Below are 12,788 nucleotides of genomic sequence, written 5' to 3' on the forward strand. Positions count from 1 at the left end.
GCGATGCCGGCGCCCGGCCGCAGCGCCTTGTGTTGGCCGCCGCGGAACCCGAAGATCACGCGCCTTCCGATGTCCCGTACATTGGAGCACTCACTTCGCCCTTCACGGTGATCACCTTGTCCGAGGGAGCGTTGAAGGCGCTGGCGGATCACGGCGATTTGGGCGCCGGGATGCCTTCGGCCGGCGGGGACTGCGAGGCCGTGCTGGCAGGATTCGGCCGGGCCGGCGTTGACATCGATGCCCTGGCCGGCCGGCTCCAGAACGAAGCGGCGGCGGCGCTTGTCAAATCCTGGATCGATTTGATGTCGGCAATCGCCTCCAAGAGCGCCGCCCTCACACAGGTCTTTTAGACAAGGGACTGTCGGGCGAAGTCCGGCCTGGGAAAAAGCAAAACAGATGGGAACCAAATCCGTCCGAGATGCAGCACTCATGGCAATCAAGGATGCCTATGGGCTGCTCAATGAAATATCAAGGCAGGAAACGTGGAATGAAAAGAGCAGGGAATATTCGCGCCGCCCCCCGGAAGTCATATTTTCCGAAGCGGCCGGCGTTGATGGCCTGGAACGGATCAAACAGGCCGGAACGTCCCATTGAGAGAATAGACCGATCCGAGGAGATGCAAATGTCGATGAAACGTTATGGATGGATTTTTTTTCTGGCGATGGTGGCCTGGCTGCCGGCGACTCCGGCCAGGGCACAGGACGATCAGGCGGCGGAACTGGCCAAGAAGCTGGCAAACCCGGTTGCTTCCCTGATCAGCGTGCCGCTGCAGTACAACTACGACGAATACGGCGGGGCGAATGACGGCGCCGCAGCCCACGTCCTGAACATCCAGCCGGTCATCCCGTTCTCGCTCAGCGAAGACTGGAATCTGATCACGCGAACCATCGTGCCGCTCATCGATCGGCAGGATTTCCCCATCTCATCGATGAACGAGTCGGGTCTCGGCGACATTATCGCCAGCCAGTTCTTTTCCCCGACATCGCCGACCGCCGGCGGCTGGATCTGGGGCGTGGGACCGGTCGAACTGCTGCCGACGGCCACCGACGACGCACTCGGCGGCGACCAGTGGGGGCTCGGGCCGACGGCGGTGGCGCTCAAGCAGACAGGGCCGTGGACAGTCGGCATCCTGGCCAACCACATCTGGTCCGTGGCCGGTGACGACGACCGGGCCGATATCAACGCCACCTATATGCAGCCCTTCGTGAGCTATGTCTTCAGCAAGACGAAGACAACCATCGGCGTGGCCTCGGAATCCACGTATGACTGGGAAAACGAACAGTGGTCGGTGCCGGTGATTCCCCAGGTGGCGCAAATGCTCAAGATCGGCCCGCAGATCATGCAACTGACCCTGGGCGCGAAATACTGGGTCGATGCGCCGGATGACGGCCCAGAAGGTTGGGGCTTCAGGGCACAACTGACATTTCTGTTTCCCAAATAGGATGAACACACGGCCCCTTGGGCTGCCGGCCAGGTGCACATTCATGCTTGCCAAGCCGGGGGCATAATGAGATGTTGGTTTCCCGACCTTGAAAGGAGCACAACAATGGGAAAGAGCTTGACTCAATTCGGAACACCTCGCCCACAGGCGATGTCTTGCCGGCCGAATCGCAGGGGCGATGGAGACACTGACCTCCCGGGCATGAAGGCGCAGAGCCGCAAGTCGGCACGCCGGTTGGCGGGTCTTCTGGCTGTCGCCGCAATGTTTGCCGCGTGCGTTGTGCCTGCCGCCGCCCTGGCGGCGACCTCCCCCCGCCGGCCGAACATTGTCGTCATCCTCGGCGACGACCTGGGGTTTGCCGACATGGGCGCCTTCGGAAGCGAGATCAAAACACCGAACCTAGACTCGCTGGCGAACGACGGCGTGCGGTTCACCAACTTTTACACCCACGCGAGTTGCTCGCCCACGCGATCCCTGCTGCTTAGCGGCGTCGATACGCACCAGAACGGCCTGGGCAACATGGACGAGTGGACGGCCCCCAACCAGCGGGAGGTTCCCGGCTACGAGGGCTACCTCAATCATCAGGTGGCGACGCTGCCGCAATTGCTAAAGGATGCCGGCTATCACACCTACATGGTCGGCAAGTGGCACCTGGGCAAGGCGCCTGAGCAGATCCCGGCCGCGCGCGGATTCGAGCGCGACTTCTCGCTGCTCGACGGGGCGGGCAGCTACTGGGACATGGCGAATTTCACAGCCGCGTCGCCACGGTCCGTCTTCACCGAAGACGGGCGTTATCAGACGCAGCTTCCAAAGGACTACTACGCAACCAAGACCTACACCGACAAAATGATCGAATTCATCGACGCCAATCACGGCGACGGCAAGCCTTTCTTCGCCTACGTCGCCCACCAGGCGCCGCATGATCCCTATCATCTGCCGAAGGAATGGCGCAATCGTCATGTCGGCGAGTACGACAGGGGCTGGGACGCACTGCGGCAGGAGCGGCTGCAGCGCCAGATCGAACTCGGCATTCTGCACCCGGACACACAGCTCGCCGAACGCATGTGGTTCCTGCCCGACCCGCTCGTGCTCGCCCCGGCACCCCGGGCCATCCTCGGCAAGAAGATGGAACTTTACGCCGGCATGGTGGAGAACCTCGACTTCCATGTCGGCCGGCTCATCGACCACCTCAAGAAAATCGGCGAGTACGAGAAGACGGTCTTCATTGTCTTTGGCGACAATGGTGCCGAAGGGACCGATCTCTTCAAAATGATCGCCGGTTCACCCGGGTCGCGTGACTTCCTCTTCGCGGCCATCAACTGGTCTCAGACCCATCCCAACGCGTGGGGCGATCCGGGCTCGTACGTCGGCTACGGCCCGATGTGGGCGCAGGTGTCGATGACGCCTTTCAGCCAGTACAAGGGCTGGCTCGCCGAAGGCGGGATCCGCAATGCGCTGATCGTCAGCGGTCCGGCGGTCAATCGGACCAAGGGCAGCATCAACCACGGGCTGCTGCACGTGGCCGACATCATGCCGACACTGCTCGACATCGCTGGTGCAAGCTATCCGAAGACTCACGAAGGACGCGAACTTCCCCGGCTGATCGGCAAGTCCTGGAGCCCGCTGCTGGCCGGACAGGCGGACTCCGTGCGGACCGACCAGGACTATCTCGCGTGGGAGCTCTTCGGCAACCGCGCGGTTCGGCAGGGCGAGTGGAAGCTGCGCTGGCAGTTCAAGCCCTACGGCAAGGGCAAATGGGAACTGTTCAACGTCGCAAAGGATGCCGCCGAGCGCGAGGATGTCGCCGCACAGAATCCCGGCAAGGTGAAGGCGTTGACGGCGCTCTGGGACGACTATGTCGAGACCAACAACGTGATCCTGCCGAGTCGCTCGGTATTTGAGACCCTGGAGGACCAGCTGCCGATGCGGGTCCCGGTCGAGTCGGGCTACCCCCCGTTGATCTATAAAAAGCAGTTTGTGCCCCCCCGGGAGATGATGGCCGATCCCAAGCCGTGAGCAGCGGCGATCCGCTATTTCACGGGATAAATCCCCTCAGCGTGCTGCCGGGAGATTCTTTTTAAAAAAGGAGTGAAATTCCATGAAGATCAAAAAATACCACAGGAAAAAGGGTGCCTGGTTATGGGTGATCGCTGCAACGCTGTTCCTTGCCGGCACGCTCTGCCCGCCGCAGTCTCACGCCCAGCTTCCGGCGCGCTTCTACTGGAAGACGCTGTCGGGCGCCAATGCGGTGCCGCTTATTGTCGAGTCGGTGAGCGGCAACACGAATCCGTTCGATCCGGCCCATAGCGTATCGGCGGATGCGGATATCGACGCCACCTTGGCCATGATGGGATATGCAAAATTTTTTCCGCTGTTTGATCGCGCGAGCATGGCTGCCATCATCCTGCCCATGGGCCGAATCTCCGGCGATACCACGGTGGCAGGAGTGGCATTCAGCCAATCGGCACAGGGGTTCGGTGACCCGACGCTGGAGTTCGTCATCAATCTCTTTGGCCCACCGGCGCAAATGAACATCCCCGATGCCCTGCGCTATGAGCCGGGCTTTTCTGTCGACCTGCTCGTTGATTTCATGGTGCCGATTGGCGAGTATGATGACGACCAGGCCCTCAATATCGGGCAGAACCGCTGGTATGGGCGCCTGGGCATGCCGATCATCTGGCAGCTCGGTTCCTGGGTGCCGGGACGGCGAACGACCCTGGAATTTCTGCCTGTTGTGTGGTGGTTCGGAGACAACGACGACTATGTCGGGCAGACGATGGAGACCGATCCATTGTTCCAACTGGATGCGCACTTGACCCGGGACTTCACCGAGCACCTCTGGGGGTCGGTCGACGGGACCTGGTACAGCGGCGGAGAATCGAGCATCAACGACATCCCGGGGGAGAAGCTCAACGACGCAGGCCTTGGACTCACCCTCGGATACCAGATCAACGACAACCTCAGCCTCACGGTCAGCTACAAGTCCACCATTAACGACGACGCTCCCGATGACCTTCGCATGGACAATTTCATGGTCTCGTTCGTGTATGGTTGGCATAAACTCATAGAAGGCTCGCGACGGCTGAAGGACGAATAGCAGGGCAATCCTGCCGGGATCGGGCCGGCAATGATCGCCCAAGTATGCGTAAAAATGGAAGGATGTGCAAAGGTGGCCAATGAAATCAGATCCTTGGAATGATATTGGGAACATATGAAACTGCAGCAAGTAAGCGAAAGCTGCTTTGCGGTCCTTTGCGAAAAGAACAGCGTGTGCAATGCCAACTCGGAATTCATCAATCCCGATGGCGGCGTGGTCATCGACACCCAGTCGGACCTGCCCCACGGGCACGTTTCCGCCTGTTCACCCCCATGGGCTGGGCCGGCACATACGCCAAATGGCTCAAGATTCTCGATCTCATCATCTCGCTCAAGCCGAAAGTCATCGTCTCCGGACACGGACCGGTTTGCAGGATCGAAGAGGTGATGGAGATGAAGTCGTACCTCGAATACCTGCACGATGAATCCAAGCACTGCTTTGAGCAGGGGCTGACCTCTCTGGAGGCTTCCAAGCGGCTCGATTTCGGACCATACGGTTCGTGGCGCGCCCTGGCACGCATCTATCTGAACGTCGAGCGGGCCTACCGGGAATTCCGGAACGAACCGGAGGATACGCCCTGGGATTCTGCCAAGAGCTTGGGAGCATTACCTATTTCTTGACGGATACTGTTTGCGGTTCAATAATGGTATTTTTCTCTTTATTGCCGGCCAGAAATACCAAATCATAGGTGGAGAGTGTGTCTCATTAACAAAAAATGGTTGCACCAACAGCTATAGGTAAGAATCAGGTAATGCTCCCAGCGGCAGGGGTGGTGGCGCTTGCCCCGAAGGGGGCAAAGCCGGCCTGTGCCGTGCATTCATGAACCGGTCGGCGCATTCGAATGATTGATAAAGGACGCAAAAAATCATATTATTGAAGAAGTATTCCCGAATTTCTACCCAACAAGGCAGCAAGGGCGACGGCAAAAAGCCGCCTGGCATCAGTCATCACAGGGAAAATTGTAATGTTGAGTTTGTATTGGAATAGATGGGAATGGTGTTTTCTTCATACCGCTATCGCTCGGCCCATCCTGAGAGCCTGTCGGGGTGTGACCAGACATTCAGGCGCGTTGCCGGCCGTCATTGCGCTCTTGTTCGGGGCCATGCAGTCACATGCCGGCGAGATCGAGCCCAGAGCCTATGTCAATACGCCGGTCGGGATCAATTTTCTGCTCACGGGCTATTCCTTTTCGGATGGCAGTTTGTCAACGACAGCGTCGTCGCCGATCAAGGACGCCCAGCTCCAGATTCATTACGGTGTCCTGGCTTACGCACGGTCGCTGGACGTATGGGGCAAATCAGGAAAGATCGATGTGATCCTGCCGTATGCCCAACTGTCTGGAAACGCTACATTTGCAGGACAAACGGTAGAACGTGATGTCTCCGGGTTAAACGACCCTCGCTTCCGTTTCTCGTACAATTTCTATGGCGCCCCCGCGCTGTCGCTCCAGGAATTTGCTGATTACCGGCAACATTTCATCGTCGGAGCCAGCATTCAGGTATCCGCGCCATTGGGACAGTACGATGATGACAAGCTGGTGAACCTTGGCAATCACCGCTGGTTTGTCAAGCCGGATATCGGCATCTCCAAGGCGTGGGGGCCACTTTCGGTAGAACTTTCCACCGGCGTGTTTTTTTTCAGCGACAATGACGACTTTCTGGGCGGCAAGACGCTCGAACAGGATCCCGTAAGCTCTACTCAGGTGCACGTCACATACAACATTGGCCGTGGCGTCTGGGCTGCATTGAGCGGAACTTATGACTACGGTGGGCGAACCGCCATAGACGGCGTGCGGAGCGATGATTTGGGGAGTAATTCGCGAATGGGTGCCACAGTTGCGTTGCCCGTGAACCGGAACAACTCGATCAAGCTTTTCGGGAGCGCCGGCGTACACACCAATACGGGTAGCGATTACACGCTGTTTGGGCTTATCTGGCAATACCGCTGGGGCCGTGGGTTGTAATGCCCGCTGAGAATCCCGAAATAGCTGCCCCCAACCGCATGATGCGCTGCACGATTTTCCATTCTGAAACATTTACAATCTATAGACTTTCAGATAATGATTTTGGCAATGCAGAGGAAGGAAGGCGTGTAGATCATACGTCGACTTGCGATAACGCAGCCAAAATCTTTATCTGGAAGTCTGTATCGTGGCAGCAGAGTCAAGTGCATATCCATTCAATTCTATTGGTTACAAATTAAGCCTGCCGTTTTAAAGGCAACAAAAATACCTGCAACCCGTCAGGCTTGTGCTCATCATCTTCCTGGCGGCATCCGCCGGCGCGTCTTTCGCCCAGGCCCCCCTTCACCCGCGCCTGCCGACGCGCCGACGACGGCTGAGGCACATTCCGCCACCGGAGGTCGCAACCCGTTTCGCGGAGGTCCTGAGCCTGCTGATGACCTTCTCTATAAAATTGGCATTCAACCCCGGGATCGAAAAGATCCGGCAAGCCCTTCCCGGGATCAGCAGGCAGATCGACCTGGATTTTACGGGTACCTATATCACGCTCATGGGGCAGCCGTCGCTTGGCGGCCCTCGAAAGGCAGCGCGCGCAGTGGCCGCGACGACATCTGCAGCTCAGTACCGGACTGACCCTGTCGACCGACTGGGTCAATGAGCTGCAGGGAACGAAGGACCACCTGCCGCAGATGAGGACGATCTGGACCCGGACCCGTGAAACTGCGGAATCCGGGAAAGCACCGGGAACCCCTCGCGAAGAGGCTTAAAATGGGAAAAAAACGCTTCATGCACAAAATTGTCCGGTCAGCCGGCATGCTGGCCTTTCTCATGATGCCGGTCCCCGATGCACTTGCAACGTCCCACAGCACCACCGAGGGCTATGCCGGCTCCCGAAGCTGCATGGCTTGCCACGAGCGGTTTTACCAGCTCTGGTCGACTTCCTTTCATGGTCTTGCCATGCAGCCCTACACCCGGGAGCTGGCCTCAGCCAAACTAAGCCCCCAGAGGGACGAGATTGCCGTTGGAGATAAACGCTACCGTGTCGAACTTTCCGGGAATGAAGGCTGGGTTCAGGAAATCGGGGTCGACAGCCGGAGGCGTTACAGGATCGAACATGTGCTCGGCGGGAAAAACGTCTACTACTTCTTAACATTGATGGAGAAAGGACGCCTGCAGACCCTGCCGATCGCCTACGACGTGAATCAAAAGGAGTGGTTTGATACGGCCGCCAGCGGCATCCGCCACTTTCCTGACCGGTCGCCTGAAGCCGAAAACCCTGTTGACTGGAAAGATTGGCGCTATACCTTTAACACGGCCTGTTTCAACTGCCATGTGAGCCAGTTGTCAACCAACTACGACCTCAAAACCGATACCTATGCGACCGTCTGGCGGGAGCCGGGCATCAATTGCGAGACGTGCCACGGCCCTTCGGAGGCCCACAACCGACTCTTCCAGTCCCTGCCCGAGGGGGCGCCTTCACCGGCGGACCCCAAGATTATCAGCGTCAAAAAGTTCACCTCCGCGCAGCACAACGAAGCCTGCTCCTCCTGCCATGCCAAGGCATCCCCCATCAGCGCCGGGTATGTCGCCGGCGAGGGCTTTTTTGACCATTTCGACCCTGTCACGCTCGAGAGTCCGGATTTTTATCCCGACGGCCGCGACCTCGGTGAAAACTACACCTTCGCCACCTGGCGGATGAGCCCTTGTGCAGCCGAGAGCGAGATAAACTGCATCACCTGCCACACATCGAGCGGCCGGTATCGCTTCAAGGCCGCCGAGAAGGCCAATGAGGCATGCCTGCCCTGCCACCAGAATCATGTCGGCAATCCCACGGCCCACACGCATCACAAAATGGACAGCCCGGGCAGCCATTGCGTCTCCTGCCACATGCCGGCAACCTGGTTTGCACGAATGCGCCGCAGCGACCATTCGATGCGCCCCCCGGCGCCGGCCGCCACCATCGCATTCAAGTCACCCAACGCCTGCAACAACTGCCACGCAGACAAGACCGCGCAGTGGGCGGACCAGTGGGTTCGACGGTGGCGCCCACGCGATTACCAGGCGCCGGTTCTGTATGAGGCGGGACTGATCGAGGCCGCCCGCAGGCGAGACTGGAAGCGGCTGCCGGAGATGCTGGAAGGAATCACGGCCGGGAACAGAAACGAAATCTTCGCCAATTCAATGCTCCGGCTGCTGCGTGCGAGCGACGATGAGCGCATCGGGCCCGTTCTCCTTGAGGCCATAAAAGATCCTTCACCCCTCATCCGCTCCTCTGCTGCGACATCCCTGGGCCTGATGCCTTCCGCGGCCGGTGTCCAGGCATTGGCGGCGGCGGCTTCGGACGGCCGGCGCCTGGTCCGCGTTCGGGCCGCCCAGGCACTTTCGGGGATTCCGGATGTTCTCTTGGAGGAGCCGTTTATCGCCGAACTGAAAAAAGCGACCGAAGAGTACCTGGCGTCGATCACCGCCCGGCCGGACGAGTGGACCTCGCATTACAACCTGGGCAACTACCACCTCGACCGGCAGGAGCATCCCTCGGCCATCGCGGCCTACGAAACCGCCATCCGGTTCGACCCATCGGAGGTGCCGCCATGGGTGAATCTTTCCATTGCCCGTGCCCGCCTGGGGGACAACGCCGGGGCCGATGAGGCGCTGAGAAAAGCGCTGTCTCTCGAACCGGACAACGCGGAGGCGAACTTCAACATGGGGCTGCTGAAGGTCGAACAGAACGATCCGGCACTGGGTGAGCGGCATCTTCGCCGGGCGCTCGAAACCGATCCCCGGATGGCGCCGGCGGCTTACAATTTATGCATCCTTCTGGGTGGAAAAAAGCGGCTCACCGAGGCCCTCGGTTTCTGCCGCCGGGCTGCGGAACTGCGCCCCCTGGAGCCTCGTTATACCTGGACCTATGCCTATTATCAACATATGAACGGGGAAAGCAAAGCGGCTGCGGCCGCGCTCATGGGTTTGATTGCCCGCCGGCCCGATTTTGCCGACGGCTACCTCCTGCTGGCCGACATCTACATCCAATTGGGCGATCCCGAGAGGGCGGTGGCGGTGTACACGAGCGCCGTCGAAAACCATCTCCTCAACCCTGAAGACCTTTCCCGCATCAAAGCGGTGTTGGACAGGTTCAAGGCTGGAGGACATGGGACGATCTCAGACTGAACAGGAGGAAGGTTCCAACTCTCGATCCACTCCTTGAAATGATCGCCGGCCAAGGGTTCCGGGTGGACTTTTCAGGGCCGTCCGGGGGAAACCGGGAATCGGTGTGGATCGTGGCGAGCCCCGCGGCGCCCGCTTTCCCGAGGCCGGAAGGCGGAGAGGCCCACGATCTGGATCATGGATGAACATGCCGCACCCCCTCTCCCCCGCCGAGAAAACCGGGATCGCGGCGATTCTCGCAGCCCTGGTCCTTGCACTCATCGACATCCGCCTTGCCGCCATCCCCCTTGCGGGGTTCCTGATCTCCTGCTTGGTTTTAATTCTTGTAAACACACAAAATCGCGCGAGGGCTTGACGCACGGGCATCCGCGCGACTGAACGCGATTCAGCGTGTGTCTACAAAATCGGGGGTTTTCAGACCAGTTTTTCCAGCTCGACGACCTGCTTCGGCGGGGTGATCTTTAACAATTTAAGGATGTTGATGGTTGAGGCGGGCAACTCGTTGCGCATAAGCACACGGAAATTCAAATTGAAAAATTCCGTGATCTGGAGTTCGTCCAGCGCCGCCTGAATCTGGTGCCAGGGCTTGCCGCAGGCCAGCTCGGCGACGCGTTCGATCAGGAGTGCCAGGCCGCAGATTTTGACGTGGGCCTCGATTCGCCGGGATGCCCAGTGGTACATGGGCATCATCTTGATCTGAGTCCGTTTGAGGGAACGGAAGCAGCGTTCGATGACCATCAGACCCTTGTAGCCGCAGGCGGCGTCTTCCAGACTGATGGTGTCGTCGTTGGTCTCGAGGACCCACTTGCCGTCATGTTTCTTCAAAAAGCCACCTCTCAACCATTGTGAACCTTATGCTGCCAGTTTGGTTATGTTACGAGTAATTTCATTCCCGCCATCTAATTCCTTTCAAGATATGTAACATTTTTATATCATTCCTCTAATTCGTGATTTTAAATAGAGGGGTGACTATGGAGCAAATTCCTTGTTGTCACTGTGGTGACTTTTTCACTCCCAGTCCCCGGCATAAGGCTCAGGTATATTGCCTGAAGCCACCCTGCCGACGTGCCCGCAAAGCTGCCTGGAAGCGCAACAAAATACAAACTGATCCAGATTATCGGTACAACCATAAGCTGGCCAACCAGAAGTGGGCAAAAGCAAACCCTGGCTATTGGAAAGACTATCGCAGCGGGCATCCGGAGTACGTTGAGCGCAATCGCCTTTTACAGACGGTTCGCAATCGCCGGAGACGCCGCAGCCAGCACCCGAATGCCAAGGATGGCTTGATTGCAAAGGTAGACGCGTCGATATTCAATAAAAACAGACTGCTTGGACAATTTTACCTGGTGCCGGTGATTGCAAATGTGGACGCGTTAAAAGTCAATATATTCGACATCTCAAATCCTTATCGATGATTGCAAAGGTCGACTCGTTAGCGGATGACGCCGCAGTTTGCTAAATATGTCATCAGCGAAAAAGTAAAGGAGTCGGTCATGATCAAAAAGAAGATACTGAGATCCGAGCGTGTACGAAAGATTGATGGTGGTGGATTCAGCTTTATCCCGCATCGTTTTCTTACCGGGGGTTTTTTAGGTTCACTAAATCCGCACGAACTTCTGCTCTATTTTTTTCTGGTATTGGTCGGCGATCGCAATGGGCTCAGTTTCTACAGCTACGATAAAATATGCACCCTGCTGCAAATGAGCCTGGATCAATATATTCATGCCCGTGACAGTTTGATGGAAAAAGACCTGATCGCCTTTGACGGCACGATATACCAGGTGCTTTCACTTCCAAGGCAAGCCACCAAAAAAACACCCACCTGCGCCCGACACAGTCCTGGACACATGCAGTCCATAGAGTCTGTCGGGAATATTTTCAAGCATGTATTCAAGGGGCCATCCGATGGGTAGACAGCGACACAATCCGCCGAATATGGCCCAAATCTGTCGGGAGTATCTCGCCTACTTTAAGAATACCCGCCAAAGTGGCCGTGTGCAAAAACGGGGAATCCAAAAAGTCATAAGGGCATTTAGTGATTATCTCGATGTATCCCAAATCCAACTGTCGGATCTAAAAATTGAACATGTCGACGCCTTCCTGGCGGCATTTAAAACCCCTTACGCTCCAAGCACCCGGCAATTGTATCGATCCTACCTGCGGTGTTTTCTGCGTTACCTTTACCATGAACGCAATCTGTTGCCCCAGGATTTGGCCGAACTGGTTGTTGGCCCCCCGATGTTCGCCAAGGCCAAGCCGCCGAAGTTTCTACGGCCCCATGAGATCCGGCAGCTGTTCGATCATTTGCCGTATTCAACCCACTGTGAACTCCGCACCTATGCCATGGTTCATCTGGCGTTCTTTTTAGGCCTGCGGCCCTGTGAGATCAGCCAAATCACGCTCGACGACATCTCTTTTTCAAAAGCGCAGCTGATTCTGAGGCATCGAAAAAACAATCGTCCCTTGCAGCTGCCGATACCCGAAAGCACGCTCAAGGCCATCACGGCCTATATTGTCGGGGCGCGGCCGAAAGTCGAACATCGCTTCCTTTTTGTTTTGCTCGTCACCCCCTACAACCCCATTGACGCCGCTCTTGTCGGCCGATATCTCACCCGTGCCCTATGCAACGCCGGCATCGACGCCACCCCCTATTGGCTGCGACACACCTATGCTCAGAATCTGCTGGAGGCGGACGCAACACTTTTTGAAATCAAAGAAATGCTTGGACATGACAGTATCGAGTCCACCAGGAAATATCTTAGCATACACACCGCCTTGATGCGAAAGGTACTGTTTGATGAAATCCTTTGAAAGTTTTTTGGCCCGAGAACTGGAAGCCTTTTTGGCTTATCGAAAGGGACTGGGGTACGATCTGAGAAACATCAGAACATCGCTGTTGGTCTTTGATCGGTATATCAAGCAACAGCCAGATCCCACAGTTTTCTGGCAGCCACTATTTTATCTGAAATTCAGAGAAGATCTCCAACTGGCCCCAGCTTCGGTAAACGGAGTCCTTTATGCGGTTCGATGCTTCTTTGAATATCTGAAACGAACGCATGGGAATCAATGCAACCCGTTACAGGACTTACCTTGCCTACCCCAGCAGGCTTTTATCCCTTTTGTGT

Annotated in this window: 14 protein-coding genes; 13 read left to right on the plus strand and 1 reads right to left on the minus strand. The window is 57.3% G+C overall.

Translation table 11 applies throughout. The features are described from left to right. From ACEW8N_RS09640 to ACEW8N_RS09680, 9 genes are all read left to right on the plus strand, one after another. Positions 1-350 (plus strand): hypothetical protein (locus ACEW8N_RS09640; protein WP_373499600.1); only part of this gene is annotated, 350 nt, incomplete at its 5' end. Positions 351-396: 46 nt separating this feature from the next. After that, positions 397-594 (plus strand): hypothetical protein, encoded by a 198-nt coding sequence (locus ACEW8N_RS09645; RefSeq protein ID WP_373499601.1) that lies wholly within the window; start codon positions 397-399, stop codon positions 592-594. Positions 595-622: 28 nt separating this feature from the next. Then, positions 623-1,441 (plus strand): hypothetical protein, encoded by an 819-nt coding sequence (locus tag ACEW8N_RS09650; RefSeq protein ID WP_373499602.1) that lies wholly within the window; start codon positions 623-625, stop codon positions 1,439-1,441. A gap of 105 nt (positions 1,442-1,546) precedes the next feature. Beyond that, a complete protein-coding gene (locus ACEW8N_RS09655) occupies positions 1,547-3,457 on the plus strand; it encodes an arylsulfatase (protein WP_373499603.1) in 1,911 nt (636 codons plus the stop codon). 82 nt (positions 3,458-3,539) lie between these two features. Then, positions 3,540-4,538 (plus strand): transporter, encoded by a 999-nt coding sequence (locus tag ACEW8N_RS09660; protein ID WP_373499604.1) that lies wholly within the window; start codon positions 3,540-3,542, stop codon positions 4,536-4,538. 392 nt (positions 4,539-4,930) lie between these two features. Beyond that, complete coding sequence (locus tag ACEW8N_RS09665) at positions 4,931-5,158, plus strand: hypothetical protein (protein WP_373499605.1); 228 nt, start codon at positions 4,931-4,933, stop codon at positions 5,156-5,158. A 428-nt stretch (positions 5,159-5,586) separates the two neighbouring features. Further along, positions 5,587-6,501, plus strand: a complete 915-nt coding sequence (locus ACEW8N_RS09670; RefSeq protein ID WP_373499606.1) for a transporter — start codon at positions 5,587-5,589, stop codon at positions 6,499-6,501. Positions 6,502-6,934: 433 nt separating this feature from the next. Further along, positions 6,935-7,156, plus strand: coding sequence for a hypothetical protein (locus ACEW8N_RS09675; protein WP_373499607.1), 222 nt, complete (start codon positions 6,935-6,937; stop codon positions 7,154-7,156). Between the two features lie 128 nt (positions 7,157-7,284). Beyond that, positions 7,285-9,666 carry a tetratricopeptide repeat protein gene (locus tag ACEW8N_RS09680; protein ID WP_373499608.1) on the plus strand — a complete coding sequence of 794 codons (2,382 nt, stop codon included), beginning with the start codon at positions 7,285-7,287 and terminating at the stop codon, positions 9,664-9,666. 411 nt (positions 9,667-10,077) lie between these two features. Here the strand turns inward: ACEW8N_RS09680 and ACEW8N_RS09685 are convergent, their stop codons facing one another. Beyond that, positions 10,078-10,488 (minus strand): hypothetical protein, encoded by a 411-nt coding sequence (locus tag ACEW8N_RS09685; RefSeq protein ID WP_373499609.1) that lies wholly within the window; start codon positions 10,486-10,488, stop codon positions 10,078-10,080. Positions 10,489-10,634: 146 nt separating this feature from the next. Between ACEW8N_RS09685 and ACEW8N_RS09690 the strand changes: the two genes are divergently transcribed. The 4 genes from ACEW8N_RS09690 to ACEW8N_RS09705 all read left to right on the plus strand — a co-directional run. Beyond that, entirely contained in the window at positions 10,635-11,078 is a 444-nt protein-coding gene (locus tag ACEW8N_RS09690) for a hypothetical protein (RefSeq protein ID WP_373499610.1), read from the plus strand. Between the two features lie 78 nt (positions 11,079-11,156). Then, complete coding sequence (locus tag ACEW8N_RS09695; RefSeq protein ID WP_373499611.1) at positions 11,157-11,576, plus strand: hypothetical protein; 420 nt, start codon at positions 11,157-11,159, stop codon at positions 11,574-11,576. Next, positions 11,569-12,474, plus strand: coding sequence for a tyrosine-type recombinase/integrase (locus tag ACEW8N_RS09700; protein ID WP_373499612.1), 906 nt, complete (start codon positions 11,569-11,571; stop codon positions 12,472-12,474). Before ACEW8N_RS09695 ends, ACEW8N_RS09700 begins: the two co-directional genes overlap by 8 nt. After that, positions 12,461-12,788: hypothetical protein (locus ACEW8N_RS09705; RefSeq protein ID WP_373499613.1), on the plus strand; the 328-nt coding region annotated here is incomplete at its 3' end. The genes ACEW8N_RS09700 and ACEW8N_RS09705, both read left to right, overlap by 14 nt.

This window comes from Desulfococcus sp., assembly GCF_041737845.1.
Classification (GTDB): domain Bacteria; phylum Desulfobacterota; class Desulfobacteria; order Desulfobacterales; family Desulfococcaceae; genus Desulfococcus.